Below are 23,134 nucleotides of genomic sequence, written 5' to 3'. Positions count from 1 at the left end.
AGATTCCTCCCCCGCGTTTTGTGACGCTGGGCGAATGCTTGCGAACCGCTTAACCGCACCCCAACGTAATGCGACACGCCGAGATTGTCAACCATCCAGGCCATTCGTGGACGACTGCGCGACGCATGGCGGAACGGGAACGGCACACAGGAACGCGCGCAGGGGCACGCGTAACACGGAAACGGCAGGCATGCAGGCATAGAGGCACGCGCACGCGAGATACAACAAACGACAAACAGTTCGGGCTTCCAGCCCCGCAAGGCTGGAAGCCCGAACTGCAATGGCTTCACTGAAGTGATTCAGCGTATAGATCGTGGTTCAGCACACCATGATCTCTGCAAAATCGTGACCTCTGCGAAACCGTGGCCGCGACGAAACCGCGACGGCCACGGAAGCTATGCCACGGTTCACATGACCTTCCACATCCAGTTATGCGGGTCCTCGACCTCGCCGAGCTGGATGCCGAGGAGCTGGTTGCGCAGCTTCATCGTGTACTCGCCGGACTGGCCGCCGTTGACCTCGACGTCGAACTTCTCGGACTTGAAGCGACCGATCGGGGTGATGATGGCGGCGGTGCCGCAGGCGAAGACCTCGGTGACCTCGCCGGACTTGATGTCCTCGAGCAGGTCGTCGAGCTTGATCATGGTCTCGACCACGTCGCGGCCGTCATCCTGGATGAGCTGGATGAGGGAGCGGCGGGTGACGCCCGGAAGGATGTTGCCCGTCAGGCTCGGGGTCTCCACGTGGCCGTCCTTGTGCACGACCATCATGTTCATGCCGCCGAGCTCCTCGAGGTACGTCTTGGTGGCCGCGTCGACGAAGCACACCTGCTGGCAGCCGTGGTCGATGCCGTTGTACTCGCCGATGAGGGAGGCGGCGTAGTTGCCGCCGCACTTGGCGAAGCCCGTGCCACCGGGGCCGGTGCGGAACCACTTGTCTTCCACCCAGATGCTCACCGGCTTGACGCCGCCCGGGAAGTACGGACCGGACGGGGACGCGATGACGCAGTACTCGACTTCCTGCGCCTTGCGCACGCCGAGGAACGGCTCGGAGGCGAACATGAACGGACGCATGTACAGCGTGTACTCGCGGCGGGTCGGGACCCACTTGTGGTCGCGCTTGATAAGGGCGGCCACGGAACCGATGAAGTCATCGACGGGAAGCTCCGGCAGGGCCAGACGCGTGGCGGAGTTCTGGAAACGCTCGGCGTTGGCGTCCGGGCGGAAGATCCAGATGGAGCCGTCGGCGTGGTGGTAGGCCTTGAGGCCCTCGAAGACCTCCTGAGCATAATGCAGCACGGATGCGCCCGGGTCGAGCTTGAGCGGTGCGTACGGCTCGATGCGGCGGTCGGTCCAGCCTTCGCCGGCGGTCCACGTCATATGGGCCATGTTGTCAGAGAACAGCTGGCCGAACTTCGGCTTGTCGATCAGCTCCTCGCGCTTGGCATCCGGCGTCGGGTTGTCGTTCGGCAGGACGGTGAACTTCGCAGCGAGCTCGTTAAGAGCCGCGGGATCGTGATGAGAATTCTCAGTCATACCTTTACTTCTTTGCTTTGCTCGTAAACACGGCATCGCCGTTTTGCGGCATTTTCGTTATGGTGGGGCGGCGCTTGTGACGCCGCGTGATGGTGTTACTCTCTCACATCCTCCCGGGCGCGGAGCGGGACGGTTCACATTCTGAAAGCCGTATCCGCCATGCGGACGGTCGCGGCGCATGCGGTCGGCGCGCAGTCGGCGCGCGGTGACGCGCTCGGCGCATGGCAACGCTGTGCCTGGCAGCGCCGTGCGGCCATGCCATGCAGGTGTGGGGAGTTCCTCCACTCCACGATGATAGCCGCCCTCCCCGCTCTGGGCCACCCGCCGACGCGACAGGCGGCTCAATCGGCGAGTCAGAAGACACCGCGCCGCACAGCGAACAACGAAAGGCACAGAACGAAACGGACCGCCGCGGAAAACCGCGACGGTCCGTTTTGAATACCGATTGCGCCGTGTGGCGCGCGAATCAGGCCTTGTCGGCGTCGGCAGCCGGGGCAGCGGCCGCGGCATCGGCGGTGGCGTCGGCAGCCGGGGCGGCCGTCTCCGGCACATCCTCTTCCGGCACCTCGACGGACACGACGGACTCCTCCGGGTTCACGTGCTCGGCGAGCTCGGCGCCCTCCGGCAGCTTGACGTCCTTGGCGAACACCTTGTCGCCGTCCTGCAGGCCGTCGACGGAAACGACGATGCGCTCCGGCAGGTTGGTGACGTCGGCGCGCACGGCGAGCTCCTGGATGTCGACGAACGCCACGGCGGCGCCCTTCGGCGTGCCCTCGACGAACACCGGCACCTCGACGGTGATCTTCTCGCCGGCGACGACCTCGTAGAAGTCGATGTGCTCGATGATGCGCTTGACCGGGTTGCGCTGGACGTCCTTGACGACCGCGTGCTTGGTCTGGTCGCCGAACTTGATCTGGTACAGGGCGTTCGTGTGGCGCAGGGCATTGGTGGTCTCGCGCATCGGAAGCTCGATGTAGACGGGCTGGTTGCCGCCCGCGTAGATGGTGGCCGGGATGAGGCCGGCGACGCGCATGCGGCGCGCAGCACCCTTGCCGAACTCGGTACGCTCAGTGCCATTGAGAACGATGGCTGCCATGATGTGTTTCCTCCATGCGGAATTCCGCTGTTTCGGGATTTGCTTCAACACATCGACGAGTCTTGAGAACGCGCGGAATGCGCCGCGCGGATCTAGAAGCCCAGTCGATTACGGAACCGCCGACTGCGGTTCCCTCGCCAAAGCGGGCGTGCTCGTGCACGCACCAAGGAAGTAACCTACCACGCGGCGCCGACCGGCGCAACATCGCGGAACCGATGGAGCCATCGTGGATCCTTCCACGCCCGTCGACCACAGCGCCGGCATAGCAAAACAGCGCCGGCATAGCAAAGCCGCCGCGGCGGATCCATGCGGGACCCACCGCGGCGGCTTGCCAAACCGGCGTCACGATGAAGCGGCGCCGGCGCAGAGGCGGATATCAGGCGTCGAGCTCCTTGAGCGCGGCGATGATCTCCTCGAGCTCCTTCTTGGCGTCGCCGAACAGCATCTGCGTGTTGTCCTGGAAGTACAGCTCGTTCTGGATGCCGGCGTAGCCGGTGCCGCGGCCACGCTTGATGACCACGACGTGCTGCGCCTTGTCGACGTCGAGGATCGGCATGCCGGAAACCGGCGTGCCGGGCCTGCGGGCGGCGGGGTTCGTGACGTCGTTGGCGCCCACCACGAGCGCGACGTTGGCCTGCGGGAACTGCGGGTTGATGTCATCGCGGTCGACGAGCTCCTCGTACGGCACGTTGGCCTCGGCGAGCAGCACGTTCATGTGGCCCGGCATACGGCCGGCCACCGGGTGGATGGCGTACTCGACCTCGATGCCCTTCTTCTCGAGCATCGCGCCGAGGTCGGCGAGGTCGCGCTGGGCCTGCGCCTGCGCCAGGCCGAAGCCCGGCACGAAGATGACCTTCTGCGCGTAGGCGAGCTGCATGGCCACGTCGTCGGCGGAGGTCTCCTTCATCGTGCCCTGCGGACCGTCGCCCGCGGCGGCCGCGGCATCGTCACCGCCGAAGCCGCCCAGGAGCACGGCGCTGAGCTTGCGGTTCATGGCCTTCGCCATAAGCACCGACAGCGTCATGCCGGACGCGCCCACAAGGGCGCCGGCCACGATCAGCGCCACGTTGCCAAGCGCGAGGCCCGACATGGCGACGGCCGTACCGGTGCACGCGTTCAACACGGAGATGACGACCGGCATATCGGCGCCGCCGATCGGGAACACGAAGAGCAGGCCGTAGATGAACGACAGCGCGAGCGCCACGATCGCCCAGAGGCTGCGCTGGTCCGGCTGCGCGCACAGCAGCACGAACGACGCGATGATGGCGGCGATGTTGAGCAGCGTCAGGAAGGTCTTGCCCGGGATGTGGGCGGGCTTGCCCGACAGGATGCGCTGGAGCTTGCCGGCGGCCACGAGCGAGCCGGAGAACGTCACGGAGCCGATGATGACGCCGAGTCCCGCGGTGATGAGCAGGACGAGGCTGACCTCGTCATCGGTGGTGTTCATGATGTCGTTGAGCGCGACGAGGGCCGCGGCGCCGCCGCCGACCGTATTGAACAGCGACACGAGCTGCGGGAAGTCCGTGGACTTCGTCTTGGTGGCCAGGCGCACGCCGACGATGGCGCCGACGAGGATGCACGCGACCACGACGATCAGCGCGGTGACGTTGAAGTCGGCGGTGAAGCGCTTGCCCTCGGTGTCATAGAAGAAGCCGACGAAGGCCATGATGACGGCGATCACCATGCCCAGGATGGACACGTGGTTGCCCTTGACGGCGGTCTTCGGGGAGTTCATGTAGTGCAGGCCGCGCACGAAAAGCACGGAGGCGAACAGGTACACGAACCACTGGATGATTTCGAATGCTGTCACGGTGCGGCCTCTCCTTACTTCTCGGCCTTGGCGTCGGACTTGGCCTCGACGTCCTTCTTCGGCTTGAACATCTCGAGCATGCGCTCGGTCACCACATAGCCGCCGACCACGTTGATGGTGCCGAGCAGCGCCGCGAGGCCCACGAACACGAGGGCGAGCGGGGTGTCCGCGTGGGCCGCCACGATGATGACGCCGACGAGCACGATGCCGTGGATGGAGTTGCCGCCCGACATCAGCGGCGTGTGCAGGGTCGCGGGGACCTTGCCGATGACCTCGATGCCGATGAGCAGGGCGAGGATGAACAGGGTGATGGAAACGACGATGGTATTCATGCGGTCTCTCCTTTACGCCTTCTTGGCGGCGTCGGCCTGGGCGTCGGCCGCGGCCTGGGCGGGGCGGCCGGCGACGACCATCTTGTCGTCGAGCTCCTCGGACAGGTCGACGGACAGCTTGCCGTCGCGGATGAAATGGGTCAGGACGTCGGCCACGTTGCGGGCCAGCAGGTTCGACGCGGTGGTGGACACCTCGCTCGACAGCGTCGGGGCGCCGATGATCTTGACGCCGTTGTCGGTGACGATGGTCTGCTCGGGCACGGAGCCGGGCACGTTGCCGCCCAGGTCCGAGGCCGCGCAATCCACGATGACGGCGCCGCGCTTGAGGCCGTCGACGCCGGCCTTGGTCAGGAGGACCGGAGGCTTGCGGCCGGGCACCTTCGCGGTGGTGATGATGACGTCGAAGCCGGCGGCCTTCTGGTCGACGGCGGCCTGCTGCTGCGCCTGCTCCTCGGGGGTGAGGGCACGCGCGTAGCCGCCTTCGCCCTGCCCCTTGGAGAAGTCGAGGCCAAGGTCGAGGAACTTCGCGCCGAGCGAGAGGACCTCGTTCTTCGAGGCGGGGCGGACATCGTATGCCGTCACGACCGCGCCGAGGCGGCGGGCGGTGGCGATGGCCTGGAGGCCGGCGATGCCGGCGCCGAGGACGAGCACCTTGGCCGGGCGGATGGTGCCGGCGGCGGTGGTCATCATCGGGAAGAAGGCGCCGTACTCGTTGGCCGCGACGAGGGCGGCCTTGTAGCCCATGACGGAGTTCTGGCTGGTCATCTCGTCCATGGACTGGGCGGAGCTCAGCTGGCGGGGCAACTTCTCGATGGCGACGGCGACGAGGCCGTGCTGGTTCAGGGACTCGACGTAGTCCTTGTCGGTGAACGAGCCGAGCATGCCGATAACCCACGAGCCCTTGGGGAGCTTGGCGATAAGCGCGTCGTCCGGGCGGCCCACGAAGCCGAAGGCCTGGGCGCCGGCGATGACGCCGTCGCGGTCTACGACCTTCGCGCCTGCCTTGGCGTAATCGTCGTCGGAATACAGGGCGGCCTCTCCCGCGCCCTTCTCGATCAGGCATGTGACGCCGGACTTCTTCAGGCGCGTCACGATGTCAGGCGTCAGCGCCACCCTTTTCTCATGATCCGAGGTCTCGTTGAAGACGCCATAGGCCACTGTTGCCTGTGACTGATCTGCCACTGGATCCTCCTCCTTACACAATACGAACGGCCCCTCACGGCAGAGGGCACCGTGGCCGATAATAACCCACTTTCCCAGACCCCGAGGCGTGCGCACCAGACAATGGACACCCCCGGTCCATGCCACGGACGGCGGACGGCCCGGAACAGCCGCGCGGGGGTGACCGCCATCGCATACGAAAAACCTCCGGTGGGGCGAACCCACCGGAGGTTATCGAAAGGATTTGCCGCCGCACCCCTGTACAATTCATGAAGGACAAATAGAAGAGGAGATACCGTGACATTCTTCCAATCCATCAAGTCCTCCGTCGCAGGAGTGGCACAGCGCGCCCATCGCCTCGGAAAGTACTCCGACACCGACACTCCCGACTATGACGAAGACGTCACCCCCACCTCGGCCATCGACACGTCGAAGCTGCCGTACGAGGCGTGGTGGTCGAAGGACTATCCGACGACGACGTACATCGACGAGAAGACGGGCCTGCTGACCTCGCGCACCGAAGGCGTCGACAGCATCGACGACGATGCCACCGTCTACACGCTGTACGAGGACCGCGCCCGCCGCATGCCCGACGATCCGCTGTTCTCGTACAAGAAGGACGGCCAGTGGGTCACGATGACCGCGGCCGAGACGCTCGCCGACATCCGCCGCGTCGCCAAGGGCCTCATCCACATCGGCCTCGAGAAGGGCGACGCGATCGCCTTCATGTGCCACACGAGCTACGAGTGGGATGTCTTCGATGCCGCGGCACTGGCCGTGGGCGCGGTGATCGCCACCGTCTACGACACCGACTCCGCCGAGCAGATCCGCAATATCGCGAATAACTCCGACGCCCGCGCCGTGGTGGTGGAGACGCGCGACATGGCGGCCAAATGCGAAGGCATCGAGGAGGACTGCCCCACCGTCCGCCGCGTCGGCTGCTTCGAGAACGGCGACCTCGACGCCCTGCGCGCCTACGGCGACGCCATCGACGACGCCACGCTCGACGCGCGCATCGCCTCGATCCACAAGACGGACCTGTGCTCCATCGTGTACACCTCCGGCTCCACCGCCGCGCCGAAGGGCGTCGAGATGACGCACGAGCACTACCTGCAGCTCGCCTACAACCTGCAGGCCTTCATCCCCGACATCGTGAACGACCCCGACGGCTCGATCCTCATGTTCCTGCCGCAGGCGCACACCTTCGCCCGCGCCATCAACTACGGCGTCGTCGGCGCGCAGATGCACGTGTACATCGCCACCGGCATCAAGACGCTGCTCTCCGACCTCCAGGTGGCGCGCCCCACCGCGCTGATCGTGGTGCCGCGTGTGCTCGAGAAGGTGTACAACGCCGCTTCGCAGAAGGCCGGCCGCGGCCCCAAGGGCCTCGTGTTCGCCTCCGCCGTCGAGACGGCGCGCAAGTACATGCGCCAGGTGGCGGCGAACGGCCACGCGAGCCCCGTCACCGCCGCGCACCGCGCGATGTACGAGCAGATTGTGTACTCGCAGCTCAAGTCCGCCCTCGGCGGGCGCATCAAGTGGCTTGTGTGCGGCGGCGCCCCCCTCGACCCCGAGCTCATGACGTTCTACCGCGGCGCCGGAATCCCGGTATACGAGGGCTACGGCCTGACCGAAACCACCGCGCCGTGCGCCTTCGCCCCGCTCGGCACGCCGTTCCGCGCCGGCAGCGTGGGCGTGGCGTTCCCCGGATTCTCCGTGCGCCTCTCCGAGGAGGGCGAGATCCAGCTCAAGGGCCGCAGCGTGTTCAAGCGCTACCACAAGAACGACGAGGCCACCGCCAGCTCCTTCACCAAGGACGGCTGGTACGCCACGGGCGACCTGGGCCGCCTCGACGTGGACGGGTTCCTGTACATCACGGGCCGCAAGAAGGACCTCATCATCACGGCCGGCGGCAAGAACGTCTCCCCCACTCCGATCGAGGAGGCCATCCAACGCTGCTCCATCGTGTCGCATGCGCTGGTGCTCGGCGACAAGCGCCCGTTCATCTCCGCGCTTATCACGCTCGACACGGATGTTCTGGGCGACTGGCTCGAGGCCAACGGCCTGAACCGCTCCATGCCGATGGAGGAGGCTTGCACGAACGGCGCCGTGCGCGCCGAGGTGCAGAAGTACGTGGACCTCGCGAACGAAGGCGTCTCCCGCGCCGAGTCCGTGCGCAAGTTCATCATCGTGCCCGAGGACTTCACGCAGGAGAACGGCCTCATGACCGCCTCCATGAAGGTGATCCGCCCCAAGGTGCTGCGCCGCTACTCCAGGCTGCTGGATACGCAGATGTACGTTCCGCGCAAGTAGGCGCGGGCGGCGCATCCATACGATGTTCCCGACGCCGTGCCGGACCTTCCTCGTCGGAGGCCCGGCACGGCGTCTTTTGTTTCCGCGCCGTGTGTCCGCACGGTGTCTCAGCGCATGGGGAGGCGCACGCGGCGACGTCACGCGCCGGACACACCCGCGGGTAGAATTCAGATGGGATATGTGGCATGGCCACACACCAATCGGACCGCCGAGCGCCGAGCGTCCAACGACGCCCAGCCCGGAGGCCACGGTGACAAGGAGGTTGAGATGAGCGCCAGGAATGGAGCCAAGGAGGGCACGGTCCGCGTCGGCGTGCTCGGTCTGGGACGCATCGCCGCGCATATGGGCGAGACGCTGCGGAAGATGTCCGACGATCCGCGCTACCACACGCTTGTGGAGCCCTACGCCTGCGCCACGCATGATGATGCCGACCGCGCCGCCGACTGGGCGGAAACCTATGGATTCACCCGCTCCTATGGAAGCTACGAGGAACTGCTTGATGACCCCGAGGTGGACCTCGTCTACATCGCCACGCCGAATGTCTTCCACAAGGACCAGGCCATCGACGCCATGGAGCATGGCAAGAACGTGCTCGTCGAGAAGCCGTTCGCCATCAACATCGCGCAGGCCGAGGAGATGATCGAGACATCCCGCGACAACCGCGTGCTATGCGCCGAGGCCATGTGGACGCGCTACATGCCGAGCCGCACGATGCTCACCGACATGCTCGCCTCCGGTCGCATCGGTCGCATCGTGCAGATGCACGCGGATCTGTCGTATCCGCTCACGCATAAGAAGCGCATGACCGACCCGACTCTCGGCGGCGGCATCCTGCTCGACTGCGGCGTGTACGCCTTGAATTTCGGCGGCATGATCTTCCCGAACGCCACGGTCACGCGCATGCTGTCGAACGTGGTTATGTCGCCCGAAGGCGTCGACCAGACCTTCCAGGCGGCGGCCGTGCTCGACAACGGCGTGCTCACGTCGTCATCCGCCTCCATGCTGTGCGCCTCGCCGCGCCTGGGAATCATCCAGGGCACCGAGGGCTACGCCATCGTGTGGAACATCAACAATCCCGAGGCCATCGACGTGTACGACGCCAACCACCGTCTCATCGACCACCTCGTGCCGCCCGAGCAGCTGACGGGTTACGAGTACGAGGTCGCGTCGGCGGCGCAGGCGATTCTCGACGGGCGCATCGAATGCCCGGAGATGCCGCATACGCAGTCGCTGCATATGCTCGGCGCGCTCGACGACCTGCGCGCCGATTGGTCCATGCGCTACCCGTGCGAGTGACGATTACTGATACCGCGCATCAGCACGTCAGCGGCATATGCGAAGGGCTCCTCCCCCATTCGGGGAGGAGCCCTTCGCATATCAAGGCCAGGTGCCGGGCCGCTCTTACGCCTGCCGCCAACCGTTCGGCGCCAGCGACGGCACCGTCCGATCACATGAAGCCGAGGCGGTCGAGTTTCTTGGGGTCGGACTGCCAGTTCTTGGCCACCTTGACGTGGATGTCCATGGCCGACTTCATGCCGACGATGCGGTTGATGGGCGTGCGCAGCTTCTTCTTCACGCGCACGATATGCTCGGCCTTGTGGCCGATGACGATCGGCTTCTGCGAGGGGCGCTCCACGTAGATGGAGATACTCACGCGCGCCTTGCGTGGCGCCTGCGTCTGCTCCGGGGTCGGCTGCTCCTGCTTCGCGGCGTCGGCGGTTGCACCGTCAGAAGCCGCATCGTCGGCCGCAGCGTCCTCGCCCTCGCCGCCGTTCTCCTCGTCGTCCTCGTCCTCGGGGTAATCGATGGAATCGACCACCACGGCAAGGGAATGCGGCAACTCGTCGGTCAGCTCCTCGAGCATGACGCCGCGCACGAGCTCGGCGATCTGGGACTCCTTGGACTCCTCGCTGATCTGCTCGGTCGGGTACAGCTGCGGCCCTTCGGGCAGTGCCTCGACCAGCACGCGCTGCACCTCGTCCATATTGTCTTTGTCAAGCGCGGACACAGGCACGATGTCGGTGAAGTCGGCGAACTGGTCGATCTCGACGAGCTTGGCCATGAGCTGGCTGCGCGACAGCATGTCGATTTTCGTCAGGATGCCGATGACGGGCACGCGCCAGGACCATGCGCCGGAGTCGTCCTTGGCCGCGAACTGCGACCTCAGGCGCGACAGGATGCGGCGGTCGCCCGGGCCGATCTCCTGGTCCGCGGGCAGCAGAAAGGCGATGGCGTCCGCGTCGGCGAGCGAGGCGTCCACCATGTCGTTGAGGCGCTGGCCGAGCAGCGTGCGCGGGCGGTGGATGCCCGGCGTGTCGACGAGCACGATCTGCGCATTGTCAAGCGTGAGGATGCCGCGGATCACCTTGCGCGTGGTTTCCGGTCGGTTCGAGGTGATGGCCACCTGCGTGCCCATCAGCGCGTTGATCAGCGTGGACTTGCCGACGTTCGGCCGCCCGACGACGGCCACGAAGCCGGACCTGTGCGGTTCCGTTCCCGCCGGGTTCCCGGCCGCGGCCTTGCCTGCCGCGTCCATTCCCGCGTCGCCTCCGGCCTGAGGTGCTGTGGTGCTATTCACGATTGTCGTCGTCCTTCCGTTCCTGCTTCGTATCGTCCGAATCATTATCCTCCGGGGTCTCGAACTCGTCCCCGGCCGGCTCCACGAGAATCGTGGAGACCTTCTTGCGGCGGCCCGCGGAATCCACCGCCGTCAGCCTGATGCCGCGCGTCACCGCCGACGAGCCGACGAGCGGCACGCGCCCCAGCGCCTTCGTCAGCAGGCCGTACACGGTGTCCACGTCATCCTCGTCGAGGTCGATTTCGAAAAGCTCCTCGATGTCGGACAGCGGCGTGCGCGCCGGCACCTTCCACGATTTCTCCCCCACCTTCTCCGGCTCGGTGTGCTGGGTGCGGTCGTGCTCGTCCTCGAGCTCGCCCACGATCTGCTCGATCGTGTCCTCGATGGTGACGAGGCCGGCGATGCCGCCGTATTCGTCCACGACGACGGCGATATGCTGCCGGCTGCGCTGCATCTGGTGGAAGAGGTCGTCGACGGGCTTCGTCTCGGGCACAAGCATGGGATCGCGCGCGATGGACTCGACGGGGCGCTGCGCGGCCTGGGGGTTGAAGGTGACGGCGCGCACGGCGTCCTTCATGTAGGCCATGCCGACGAGGTCGTCGACGGATTCGCCGATGATCGGCACGCGCGAGAAACCGGAGCGTGAGAACATCTTGAGCGCCGACTGGAGCGAGTCCATGCGCTCGATGCAGATCATGTCGGTGCGCGGCACCATGATCTCGCGCGTCAGCGTGTCGGACAGCGTGAGCACATTGCGCAGCATTTCGGAGATCTCCGGGTCCATGTCGCTGCTTTCGGCCAGGCGGTCGATCATGGCACGGCCCTGCTCGAGCTGGATCTTCTCGAGCTCCTCGTCGTCCGACAGCTCGTCATGGTGCAGATGCGCGCGGTTGCGGTCGCGCGCGAACGGGGCGAGCGCACGGGCGAAACGCACGAGGCCGCTGTAGCGCAGGAGGTATTGCAGCGGCTTCGTGGCGCCGACCATGCGCGGCCGCACCATCGTGGATATGAACGCCACGATCAGCGCGAACACCACGCCCGCCAGCACCTCGCCCCACAGCGGCGCCCCGCAGAACGCCGCGATGACGGCGACGAGCGCGCCGCTGGAGATGTTGAACAGCACGCGGAAGAACACGCACGCGCCGCCCGTGGCGTAACGGTCGTCGACGAGATGCTGCACATGGTGGATCTTGTCGATATGCTTCATGCGCGTGAACTGCGTCTCGTCGGAGGTCTGCACCTCGAGGATGAGGTTGTTCAGACTCGCGCGTGTGACGCGGCTCACGGCGGCCTCGACGGATGCCATGACGAGGGAGAGCCACGCGAGAAGCAGCGTGACGATGACGAGGGCGACGATCAGCGCTATGTCGCTGCCGGACAGATTCTCCATGCTACGCCTCGTTCCGATGCACGAGGTCGTATTCGGCGAGCAGGTCGGGCGCGCCCTGCGGAAGGAACGCGTCGCGGATCACGCCGGGGCGGTTGGAGAGGAAGGTGAGCAGCAGCTGGCGCTGCAGGCCGAACATCTGCACCTCCTGCGCCTTCGTGGTGTGGTCGTAGCCCAGGAGGTGAAGGATGCCGTGAATGGTCAGCAGCATCATCTCCTCGACGGTGCTGTGGCCCGCCGCGAGCGCCTGCTGGTGCGCCACGTAGGGGCACAGCACGATGTCGCCGAGCACGCCTTCGGGCTGGTGCTTCTCGTCGCCGGGGCGCAGCTCGTCCATCGGGAAGCTCATGACGTCGGTGGGCCCTTCGAGGTTCATCCATTCGAGGTGAAGGCGCGCCATGGCCTCGGGCTCGTTGAACATGATGGTGAGGTCGGACTGCGAGCTGACCCACATCTGGTCCATGGTCCACAGGGCCAGGTTCGAGAAGAGCCTGGGGTCGATAACCCATTCGGTTTCGTTCGTAACGTCGACGCTCATCGTTCGCTTTCCTTGTACTGCGGGGTGTCGTACCTGTCGGTGTCGGTATCGGTGTGGCCGGGCCGGGCGGCGGACGACGCATGCGTCCCGCGCCGCGAGCGGGGGCCGGCTCCGCGTTCGCCCGGCTCCCCTCCGTGCCGTGCGGAATACGCATCATAGGCGCGCACGATGACGCCGACAAGGGAGTGTCGCACGACGTCGCGGGAGTCCAGATGCACGAAGGCGATGTCGTCGATGCCACCGAGCACGTCCTCGATCGAGACGAGGCCGGAGTTGCGCACCTCGAAATCGACCTGCGTGATGTCGCCGGTGATGATCATGCGCGTGTTGAAGCCCAGGCGCGTCAGGAACATCTTCATCTGCTGCGGCGTGGTGTTCTGCGCCTCGTCGAGGATCACATACGCGTCGTTGAGCGTGCGGCCGCGCATATACGCGAGCGGCGCCACCTCGATCGTGCCGTCGGTGAGATACCGGTGCAGACGTTCGCCGCCGATCATGTCGGAGAGGGCATCGTAGAGCGGACGCAGGTAGGGGTCGACCTTCTCGCTCAGGGTTCCCGGCAGGAAGCCGAGGTTCTCCCCCGCCTCCACGGCGGGGCGCGTGAGGATGATGCGGCGCACGAGGCCGTCCTCGAAGACGCGCACGGCCTTGGCCACCGCGAGGTATGTCTTGCCGGTGCCGGCGGGGCCGATGCCAAAGGTGATGGTATGCGTCTCGATGGCGTTCACATAGGCCATCTGGCCGGCCGTTTTCGGACGGACGGGCACGCCGCGCGCCATCGTGATGATGCCGGGCACACGCGTGCGGTGCTCCGCGCGGTCGTCATCATGCCATGCGTCTGCGCCGTCGTCGCGAACGGCGGGAACGGCGGGGTCGCGCACATACGGCCTGTCGAGCAGGCGGTCGACGCCCTCGGCATCCAGCGGGGCGGTGTAGGCGGCCTCGATGACCTGGCGAATCGTGTTCTCCGCCTTGATGGCCTGGGACTCGGTCTGTTTGGAGCGCGACACCACGGCGATGCGATTGCCTCGCACGATGATCGTCACCTCGGGGAAGGCCTGCTCGATGCGGCGGATCACGGTGTCCGCCGGGCCGTACACGGCCACGGGATCGAGTTCGGACGGAATGATGATGGTTCGCGTCGTTGTTGCCACGGGTACCTTTCACGCGTCATGCCTGGAGCATTATGCAGTTATGCGGATTGCGGAATGGGAATGCGATGTGGGCTGTGTTGGGACGGGCCGGGCGCTCAGGCCCGGCCGATGGTCGATGCCCGGCCTGTTCGCTCAGGCGAGGGCCTTGACCAGCTTCGCAGCGTCCGGCTTGCCGCCGAGCACATGCGCATGGCAGTGGAAAACGGTCTGGCCGGCGGCCTCGCCGGTGTTGAACAGCAGATGGAACGCCCCGTCGCAGCGCTTGTCGGCGATGGCCTGGGCGGTTTCCACGATATGCGCGAACAGCTGCGGGTCCGCGGATGCGACGGCGGCCGCATTCGGGTAATGCTTCTTCGGAATCACCAGCACATGCACCTCGCTGACGGGGTTGATGTCCTCGAAAGCGTAGACGGTGTCATCCTCGTACACCTTGGTGCTCGGAATCTGTCCGGCGGCGATCTTGCAGAACAGGCAGTCGTTCTCTTCAGCCATAGTCACTCCTTGGGTCATGCGCCATCCCTTGGCGATGTCATCTTCCATCTTATTCCCCGCCATGCCGTTTTGGCCTCCCCTTCGCCACCCGCACAACGGGCAATCGTGGATCCGCCCGGGCGGCCTCCGCAACGGTGGGCCTCACTGGCGGGCGGAGTGCCAGCGAGAGGCACCGTTCACGATCCCACCACTGAAAACACTAGGATTCCCCCGCAACAGTCACTCTCACTGGCGAACGCAGTGCCAGTAAGAGGCACTGTTGACGATTCCCTCGTTGAAAACACTGGGCTTCCTCTGCAACAGTCGCCCTCACTGGCGGGCACAGTGCCAGTGAGAGGCACCCTTGGAGAAAAACCCGCCCATTCCCAACAACCCCAACCCCAACAGTCGCCCTCACTGGCGGGCGGAGTGCCAGCGAGAGGCACCGTTCACGATCCCACCACTGAAAACACTAGGATTCCCCCGCAACAGTCACTCTCACTGGCGAACGCAGTGCCAGTAAGAGGCACTGTTGACAATTCCCTCGTTGAAAACACTGGGCTTCCTCTGCAACAGTCGCCCTCACTGGCGGGCACAGTGCCAGTGAGAGGCACCCTTGGAGAAAAACCCGCCCATTCCCAACAACCCCAACCCCAACAGTCGCCCTCACTGGCGGGCGGAGTGCCAGCGAGAGGCACCGTTCACGATCCCACCACTGAAAACACTAGGATTCCCCCGCAACAGTCACTCTCACTGGCGAACGCAGTGCCAGTAAGAGGCACTGTTGACAATTCCCTCGTTGAAAACACTGGGCTTCCTCTGCAACAGTCGCCCTCACTGGCGGGCACAGTGCCAGTGAGAGGCACCCTTGGAGAAAAACCCGCCCATTCCCAACAACCCCAACCCCAACAGTCACTCTCACTGGCGGGCGGAGTGCCAGTGAGAGGCACCGTGGGGGAAACGAGGGAACCGGGCCTGGCTGCAGGCGCCGGGCGCCGGGCGCGGGCTAGATCCGGCCGAGGGCGCGGGCGAGAAGCGTCAGTGCCACCGGCCCCGCGGTCGAGGCCCGCAGAATCGTGCTGCCGATGACGCAACTGCGGGCGCCGGCCTCCACGAAGCGCGCGACCTCATCGTCCGCTATGCCGCCTTCCGGTCCGACGACTACCCAGATCGTCGCGGGCTCCGCGCCTGCCGAAGCGCCGGCCAAGGCGCCTGCCGAAACGCCGTCGGCCACGTTCCGCGCGCGGTCGGCGAGGGCTGAGGCGGCGGATTCGACGCCGGCCCAGGTGTCGGTGGCATCCTGATGCAGCACGATAACCATGTCGCCGCGCCGCGTGGCGTCGGCGATCCACTCGGCCAGCTGCCGCGTGGTGTGCAGCGGCTCGAGGTCGGGAACCCACGCCCGGCGCGACTGCTCTGTGGCGGCGACGAGCACGCCGCGCCATTTCGCGAGCGCCTTGTCAGCCTTCGAGCCCTTCCATTGCACGATGGACCGGTTCGCCTGCCACGGCATAACCGCGTCGACGCCGATTTCGGTGGATGTTTCGATGGCCTGCTCGTCGCGGCCGCCTTTCGCGAGGGCCTGGATGAGTCCGAGTCGCACGGCGGGCGCGGGGTCGGCGGTGACGGCGGTGACGTGGGCGAGCATCGCGTCGGCATCGTCCACGCGCATCGTGATGCGTGCTCCCCTGCCGTCGGTGAGTTGGAATTCGTCCCCTTCGACCAGTCGCATGGATTTGAAGGCGTGGCGCTGCACGGATTCGGGAAGCTGCGGGTGCGAGCCGACCGGAAATGCAACGTCAACCGGCATGGCGGGGGAATCGTGGAGCACGAAAACAGGAAGCGTCATGCCTTTCAGGGTAGCACCCGGCGCAAGGCCGCGCCCGGCGCAACTCGCGCCACCGCCCGCCGCCCCAGCGCCACCACCCGCTGCCGGTGTTACTCCTGCACGCGACGCACGTACATGCGCTTGCCGGACCTCATAAGCGTCACCTCGTCACCCGCCGCCACGGGCGGCCGTCCGTCGTGCGCCAGATAGGATTCGCCGGCCTCCGGATCGCCCATGGCCCACACGGTCTCGCCGGTCTGCCTCTCGAGCCTGGCCACGTAACCGTAGCCGCAGAATGCGTCCGCGTTGAACAGCGGGACGGTTACCGCGTCGAGTACCTTCGCGCGCTCGTCGATATGCCAGCGCGGCCTTCCCGCGGAACCGGCTGCCCTCTTCGCGGCGCCGTAGCGCAGGTAGTACGTGACCGCACAGATAAGGAACACGAGAAGGAACACGATGGTGGCGACCCATCGGTACGGAAGCGAGGCGTCCACACCGAACATCGACAGAAGCGGCGACACGGCGAGAGACAGGCAGAACCCGAAGCCGGCGATCTCCATAACCGCCTGGAGCGCGCGGGCGGCGCGCACCGAGGCGCGGGCTGTCTCCCCCTCGCCGGCATTCTCGGGCCGCGCCGACCGGCCGAACAGACGGTAGCCGTCCATCCCGCTGGTGCCGTAGCGAGTGCCCCACGGCGCCTGGCGCCACTTTGCGCCGAAAGACCGCGGGTCCTGATAATCATCCTCGCCCGACACATGGTGCGCGCGACGTCCCGCCGGCGCAATGCCCGCGCCGCCTTGCACATCCCTCACTGTGCCGGGCATGGATACGTTGAAATCCGGGTAGGTGAAAATCCGGCGGATGCGGATGTCATCGGCGCTCTCCCGGTTCGCGTACTGCACCACGACGGCGCTGCCGAGCTCAAGGTCACGCGCGGAGTACGGCACGTCGCCGCTCCACACGCGCACCTGGCGCCCGTGCACGTCCGTGAAGGCCACGAGGAAGTAATGGAACCATGCCATCGTCGGTGTGTATCCGTCGCTGCTGCCCGAGCCTTGGGAAACCTCGCAGTACAACGCGTTGGAATCCACGATGATGCCCCGGGCGAGCCTGAGGTCCTCCCCGAGGATCTTCCCGTAGGCGCCGCCGGAGCCAGCGTTGAACCGCGCGATACGCGCGTCGAGGTCGATGGCCTGCGCGAAGGCGTTGTCCTCCGGGCTTGTGCCGGCAGGGCCCGCACTAAGAATGCTCGTATCAGGCATGCCGCCGCTCCGCCCGGCGTCATCGCCGGAAACGGGCGTCTGGGGAAAAACGTTCATATCACTCATTGTTCCATTGTCACACGATTCCACCGATCAGAAATGGACCAGACCGTAATGGAACGGGGAATTCACGGTGGACGGCCGGCGAACAGAAAACGCACGGTCGCAATCCCGCTGCACCGAAGCCATGAAAGCCCCGCCCGGTCCAGAGCAACAGACGTGAAACGGGAGGCCCGCTCTGCGGCGGAACCTCCCGGGGCACACGTCATGGGACGGATGGCGTCAGTCGACGTATCTCACCCACATCTCGGATGTGTTGCTGTCCCCGCCCGTGTTGTAAACGGTGTAGGGCACATGCGTGGTCTGGGAACCGGAGAAGTTCGGATCGGGTGTGAACGTCGCGAGCATCAGCCCATCGGAGTCACGCCTGATGCTCCATGTTCCTTCGCCGGCCACGTCCAGGGTGTCCGAACCGTTGGCGAACGTGGCTGTGGAATAGCTGTCGGTTCCCTCATCTATCGGGAAGTTCAGCTCCACCGAACCTGCACCGGCCGCAGCCTTGCTGACGACCTTATGCGCCTTGTAGACGGTTGGTGACTGTCGGTCCGTGACTGCTACAGGAAGCGTGCCGCTTCCTTCGATGCCGCTCGCCGTGCGGACTCGCACGATGACGTCGTAGTTGCCGGCCGCCGCATAGGTATGCGAGGCGGTGTCCGTCGTGGTCGTCACGGAATCGGTGCCGTCGCCGAAATCCCAGATGTAGGAGGCGACCGGATCCCCATCAGCGTGGAGCGTGGCCGTGGCGTTGAATGTCACGCTCTCCCCTGTGTGGGGCGTTCCCCGAAGGTTCGTGTCAACGTCAGGGCGTGTCGTCGCGAATGTCACTGCCGATTCGAGCCGATTGACGAAATCCTCGCTCTTGTATTCGATGAAGACGCCGCCTGTCTGCCGCGCTATACGATCCGTGAAATCGCGGAAGCTATCACCGGGGTCACTTATGGCCGTTGCGATTGACAGGCCATCTGCCGCCGGCGCTGATACGTCGGTCCTGCCATCGGCGCCACCATGAGTGGCATAGGCCGCGAGCGCAGAGCGTTCGGCGATCATGGCTGTGACACTCGGACCGGAACTGGACAAAGCACCGGCGGACAGCGGGCGCAGGGCGCCCGTCGTGTTGTCCGTGCCCACGCTCCCTGTCTCACCGCTGAACGCGACGGTGGATGTCGGAATCGAATCGGAATCGGAGTAGTTCCACACCCTGCCCATCGGGTAGATCTGGATGTTCTTGGCCGTGGCGGCATCCACCACGGTGTCGAAGGTGTAGCCGGTCACGGGTTCGGGATCTTTGCCAGGCGCGTCGCCGATGAGGATGATGGACTTGGTGGAACCTGCCCTCCAGTCCAGATCGACGCCCGTTTTGATACCCGAGTACATGCTCTCGGGCGTGTCCCCTCCTCCGTCGGCCCACATTCCGTCCAGGCCGCTTTTGAGAGCGCTGACATCGTTGGTAAAGTCAACGTCGACCCGTGACTGGTAGGCATCGCAATCGTCCTTGTACTCGACGATGGCGATGCGGTAGTCGCTAGTGGTTGACGAGATGGAATCGACGAGCGACTCGATGTCGGTTTTGACGCCGGAGATCTCGCCGCTCATCGAACCGGTGGTGTCGATGACGAACACAAGGTCATTCGACTTGTCACCGACCGTCACGACACCCGAGTCACCGGAATACGCGGTGACGGAAATCGCCTCATCAGGGATCTGGAAGGAATTCCCGTTCTTCACCGCATACGTCACATATCGGGTCTGGACGATGACGCCGCTCATGCCGGACACCGACGCCGATCCACCACCGGATGCGATCTTCCCCTGGACGAGACTCGGAGAGACCTCAAGCGTGGTCCCCGGCTTCTCCCAGGTGGTCGAACCGGTGGAAGTCCTGTCACCATACCAGGTCACACTCGTCATGCCATCATGCCCATCCGCGACATCGGATGGCGACGAATCTGATGAGGAGGAACCGGAGGAGCCTGCGGAGCCATCGCCGGAGGTGATCGAGCAAGTCGTGTAGGACAGCAGCTTGGCTGACGCCTTGCCTTGTACCTTGTATTCCGCGATCTTCACATCGTACAGCGGCATGTCCACGATCGGAATCTGGAGGTTGAACACGACGCCGAGACTCACATACGGTATCAAGCTCAGCGTAATCTCACCTTTGCCGCCGCTTTTATCCGTCTTGGTCTTCTCAATCGTCTTTCCGACCTTCGCCGTGCATGTGAAGCCAGCCGCATCATAGAGAAGGCCCTTGATTTCGCCTTTCAGACACACGTCGACGCTGATCGACACGTTCTCGTCCGCTGACTTTGCGCAGCGGTCCGATTCCTCGGACGAAGAATCGTCGGAACTCGGTTCCTTCTGATTCGAGTACGAGGTATCGATTCCATTGCGATCGTCAAAGATGTATCCGCTCTGCTGCTTGGAGCTGCTCTTTGTGGTCGCGCTGAGCTCGAACGTGCCCGACAGGTCGACGCTCGCGGACACCTTGTAGGTGATGCAAATCGGAATGATCGCGTCGAAGACGTATTTGTTCTCGATCGTTGCCAAAGGAACCGATGCGGTATAGGTACCGCTGAGGTTGAGCTTCGTGGTGGTGCTCGTGTCCTTCTCGGTGCCGATTCTGAAGTACTCCAGATGGGGCGTGACGAAGAACGCCTTGCGTTGTGGCCTGACGATGAGTCCGAAAACGCAGCCCATTGACGTCGTGAAACCGGTTGTGAATCCGAACGTCCCGGAGACCTTATGGCTGAGCTTGCTGTCGGAGACCTGGAATTTCTTCTCGCCTTTGGCGAAATATACGGTCACGCTCTTGCTGAAGGATTGGCTCAGTGTGACATCTTGGGAGTTGGCATCGACCCAATCGGAACTCTTGATGGAGTCATTGCCCGAGCTGACGTTCCGGACGGCGTATGCGTCGCCTGAAGATCCCGTGGTATCCACCGCAGGGTTGGCTACGAAAGAACCGTCCTGTGTCATGATTCGGTCACTTACCGTGGCCGCGCCCGTATCGGAAGAGAGGATATTCGCTGACACATCAGAAGACGCATCCGCACCATCTTCGGCATCGTCCGACATCGCACCGTCCGTTGTGGCGGTGCTGCCAGCGGCATCCCCCTGCCCTTCGACAATCGTCGCATCGGATGCCCCTTCCACTTCGGTCACCCGCGACTGCGACGGATCGGCCGTGACCTTGCTGACCTGATAAAATGCATCGCCGACGGTGGCCTCGTGCGTGGATACGACCCACGTGCCGTTGTTCTCGTCAATCGCATCCACCCATCGGATGAAACCATCGGGAGCGCCTTCGGAGAATCCCGTGACGATCAGGTCGCCGACTTGGAAATCAGGGGCAGCGGAAAGCATCACGGAATCATCCGCGACCTCGATCACAGGGCTTGAATCGCCTGAAGCAATCTCGTGGGTCCTGGGATTGAGCACGGTCTCATCATCGTCCGGGAGCGCCGCATTTACAGTCACGCTTTTGGACGCGGTGTCTCCGTTCACGGTTGTCGCGGTGAAGGTCAGCGTCGTGCTCCCACTTTCCGGAAGACTGAAATCGAAGGACCACCGGGTTCCCGTCGCATCATAACTGACTGCGGCGGTTCCCGTGGCCCCGCCATCGCCCGTGACTTCCACGCTCTTAATTGCGTGGTCCGACGTCACGGTTCCAGAAGCGGTGTACAGCGGCTTTTGTCCGAGGTCAATCGTCTGCCCTTCTGCCGGCGTGTCGATGGAGATGCTCACGGAACCCTTCTCCGTCGGGGCCTGTGCAAGCACATCACCGATCAGAAGCAAATCCGCAGTGGCATCGGTGCCCCGAAGGGACACCGGGACGGTGCCTTCCGTGCCTTCGATCACATCAAGTTGCGGCTGAGCGCCGTTCGTGGCATCCAATACCGCACCATGTGAACGTCCAAGCTGTTCTTCACCGGCATCAAGGTACCCACGCGAATCGTTCCCATCTGCATCGACAAGACCGATACCAAAACTCACGCCCTTGGTTCGCTGGCCCACATCAACAGAGGCAACCCCGCCATCTTCGATAACGGCGGATTCGGCTGCCGAACCGGCAACAGGGACAAAGCCACCTTGCACATTGGCGGACTCCAAGTTCTGCCCGGAACCAACCACGTAACCGCGCACGTCAAGCCTCAAAGCGCCCGACACACCGTCGGTGCAAACCTCGACATTGCCCTTGTCATCCGTGGTCACGAGAGTTGAGACCACGGTTCGGCCTGCATCCAGACGAAGCTGCTGACCGGCGAGGGTCACAGTTCCAGCACCGTCCAACGAGATATCGGCGGTCACATATGCGGCGCGGATACCTTCAACAGGCACACCTCCCCTTCCGAGCAGACCGATCGTCTGTTTCTGGACTGTCAACGCGGACGCGGCGAGGCCACTGGCATTATCGGCACGAGTAACAGGCGATTCCAATGCCACGGTGGATCCCGGCGTCGTCGTATCCGATCCAAAGGAGGCCAGGACCTCGACCCTGGCATCGACCTGTCCGGTAGCGGCCATCGTGACGGCACCGTCCTTCACTGGAGCCAGCACCGTAGTCGAGGCATCGTGCCCAGCGGCGACATGCAGAACCGCAGCTCCTCCCATCGTGACATCGGTATCCTCTGCGGCACCGAATACCGAGATGCGAACCAACGCCGATGCAGCGCCGTCCGCCGTCCGAACCGAAACGGGTCCCTCGGCGCCGACGGGGATCGCACCCAGCCCGATTGTGCTTTCCACCGCGGGAACCCGGTACGTTGCGTCACTGACAAGGGCGTCTGACACGGATGTGATGCCGCCCTGGCCTGCATAGGCCCCGTTGACGCCCAGACTCAGGAAGGATGCCGCCGCGACGAACAGCGCGATGCCGCGCCGCAGGCCGGACCTCATGACAGTGCTCTTACGGTCAACCATTGTCGTCACTCCTCCCCTTCGTCAGCGGGAGTGCCCGCACTGCGTGAATCCACAAACGAATCCGAAGCACGAACGGCGACGATATGACGGCGCCCGACAATGGCCACCGTGAAAGCGATGGCACAAGCCAGAGCGAAGAACACGATGCCCAGAAGCATCGAACCTGTGTCGGCAAGCGAATCCCCAAGATCCTTCGGTGCGGACACCACATCGCCCGGACCATTCGACGAGACAACGATCTCTCCGTCGCCCGCCGAAACGTTCGCAGGCTCGACGGAGAGCCCGGAAGCCGTAAATTTGCCTCGTTGCTCTGCCAGAACCACATCATCGTCTCCGACATACGTAATCGCCAGGTCCACGGCGATATCCTTGTCGGAGCTGATCGTCATCATCGCATCGGCATCCTTCGCAGAGGAAGGAACATTGAGAATCGCCGTACGGCCATTGACCGACTGTTTGAAATCCAACCGGTTGCCGGACACATCCCCCGAAACGGCGTCAAGATCGGGATTGTCCGATTCCAGATCCACCCATACGCTACTTGTCTGTGCCGGAATCCGGATGGATGCGGTATCCGTTGCATCCGCGGCATTCGCCATCGGAACGGACAGTCCGCCCAAAGCGAACGCGATGGAGAGGAATCCTATCGCTCCCCATCTGCGTAGTCTGGACGCAGTTCTCTCTTCTTTCAT

16 protein-coding genes are annotated in these 23,134 nt (G+C 64.5%); 2 read left to right on the top strand and 14 right to left on the bottom strand.

Annotation, left to right across the window (positions count from 1 at the left end):
* Positions 1-407: 407 nt before the first annotated feature.
* The 5 genes from PSRA_RS05675 to PSRA_RS05655 all read right to left on the bottom strand — a co-directional run bounded on the left by PSRA_RS05675 (position 408) and on the right by PSRA_RS05655 (position 5,955).
* Entirely contained in the window at positions 408-1,535 is a 1,128-nt protein-coding gene (locus PSRA_RS05675) for a branched-chain amino acid aminotransferase (RefSeq protein WP_094660938.1), read from the bottom strand.
* Between the two features lie 466 nt (positions 1,536-2,001).
* Positions 2,002-2,631, bottom strand: a complete 630-nt coding sequence (locus tag PSRA_RS05670; RefSeq protein WP_094660937.1) for a 50S ribosomal protein L25/general stress protein Ctc — start codon at positions 2,629-2,631, stop codon at positions 2,002-2,004.
* 376 nt (positions 2,632-3,007) lie between these two features.
* The gene (locus tag PSRA_RS05665) at positions 3,008-4,366 is read right to left on the bottom strand and encodes an NAD(P)(+) transhydrogenase (Re/Si-specific) subunit beta (RefSeq protein ID WP_420820560.1); all 1,359 of its coding nucleotides are present in this window, start codon (positions 4,364-4,366) and stop codon (positions 3,008-3,010) included.
* An 89-nt stretch (positions 4,367-4,455) separates the two neighbouring features.
* The gene (locus PSRA_RS05660) at positions 4,456-4,773 is read right to left on the bottom strand and encodes an NAD(P) transhydrogenase subunit alpha part 2 (RefSeq protein WP_094660935.1); all 318 of its coding nucleotides are present in this window, start codon (positions 4,771-4,773) and stop codon (positions 4,456-4,458) included.
* A gap of 12 nt (positions 4,774-4,785) precedes the next feature.
* Positions 4,786-5,955: an NAD(P) transhydrogenase subunit alpha gene (locus PSRA_RS05655; RefSeq protein WP_094660934.1), complete on the bottom strand. Its 1,170-nt coding sequence runs from the start codon at positions 5,953-5,955 to the stop codon at positions 4,786-4,788.
* Positions 5,956-6,231: 276 nt separating this feature from the next.
* Between PSRA_RS05655 and PSRA_RS05650 the strand changes: the two genes are divergently transcribed.
* Together PSRA_RS05650 and PSRA_RS05645 are read left to right on the top strand one after the other, a co-directional pair.
* Entirely contained in the window at positions 6,232-8,247 is a 2,016-nt protein-coding gene (locus PSRA_RS05650) for an AMP-dependent synthetase/ligase (RefSeq protein WP_094660933.1), read from the top strand.
* A 267-nt stretch (positions 8,248-8,514) separates the two neighbouring features.
* Positions 8,515-9,543 carry a Gfo/Idh/MocA family protein gene (locus tag PSRA_RS05645; RefSeq protein ID WP_094660932.1) on the top strand — a complete coding sequence of 343 codons (1,029 nt, stop codon included), beginning with the start codon at positions 8,515-8,517 and terminating at the stop codon, positions 9,541-9,543.
* A gap of 151 nt (positions 9,544-9,694) precedes the next feature.
* Here PSRA_RS05645 and era read toward each other — a convergent pair whose 3' ends face one another.
* From era to PSRA_RS09180, 9 genes are all read right to left on the bottom strand, one after another.
* Positions 9,695-10,783, bottom strand: a complete 1,089-nt coding sequence (era, locus tag PSRA_RS05640) for a GTPase Era (RefSeq protein WP_094660931.1) — start codon at positions 10,781-10,783, stop codon at positions 9,695-9,697.
* A 34-nt stretch (positions 10,784-10,817) separates the two neighbouring features.
* A complete protein-coding gene (locus PSRA_RS05635) occupies positions 10,818-12,215 on the bottom strand; it encodes a hemolysin family protein (protein ID WP_094660930.1) in 1,398 nt (465 codons plus the stop codon).
* Between the two features lies 1 nt (position 12,216).
* Positions 12,217-12,750: an rRNA maturation RNase YbeY gene (ybeY, locus tag PSRA_RS05630; RefSeq protein WP_094660929.1), complete on the bottom strand. Its 534-nt coding sequence runs from the start codon at positions 12,748-12,750 to the stop codon at positions 12,217-12,219.
* Complete coding sequence (locus PSRA_RS05625; protein ID WP_094660928.1) at positions 12,747-13,904, bottom strand: PhoH family protein; 1,158 nt, start codon at positions 13,902-13,904, stop codon at positions 12,747-12,749. The genes ybeY and PSRA_RS05625 overlap by 4 nt, the downstream gene beginning before the upstream one ends.
* Before the next feature lie 132 nt (positions 13,905-14,036).
* Positions 14,037-14,396: a histidine triad nucleotide-binding protein gene (locus PSRA_RS05620; protein ID WP_094660927.1), complete on the bottom strand. Its 360-nt coding sequence runs from the start codon at positions 14,394-14,396 to the stop codon at positions 14,037-14,039.
* 985 nt (positions 14,397-15,381) lie between these two features.
* Positions 15,382-16,224 carry a 16S rRNA (uracil(1498)-N(3))-methyltransferase gene (locus PSRA_RS05615; protein ID WP_094660926.1) on the bottom strand — a complete coding sequence of 281 codons (843 nt, stop codon included), beginning with the start codon at positions 16,222-16,224 and terminating at the stop codon, positions 15,382-15,384.
* An 89-nt stretch (positions 16,225-16,313) separates the two neighbouring features.
* A complete protein-coding gene (locus tag PSRA_RS05610) occupies positions 16,314-17,522 on the bottom strand; it encodes a hypothetical protein (protein ID WP_094660925.1) in 1,209 nt (402 codons plus the stop codon).
* A gap of 225 nt (positions 17,523-17,747) precedes the next feature.
* Positions 17,748-22,442: a PKD domain-containing protein gene (locus tag PSRA_RS05605; RefSeq protein ID WP_094660924.1), complete on the bottom strand. Its 4,695-nt coding sequence runs from the start codon at positions 22,440-22,442 to the stop codon at positions 17,748-17,750.
* Between the two features lie 5 nt (positions 22,443-22,447).
* Complete coding sequence (locus PSRA_RS09180) at positions 22,448-23,134, bottom strand: hypothetical protein (protein ID WP_143516350.1); 687 nt, start codon at positions 23,132-23,134, stop codon at positions 22,448-22,450.

Source organism: Pseudoscardovia radai (assembly GCF_002259605.1).
Lineage (GTDB): Bacteria > Actinomycetota > Actinomycetes > Actinomycetales > Bifidobacteriaceae > Pseudoscardovia > Pseudoscardovia radai.
Note: the sequence above shows the minus strand (reverse complement) of the source record. Positions and strands in the feature narration are given on the sequence as shown.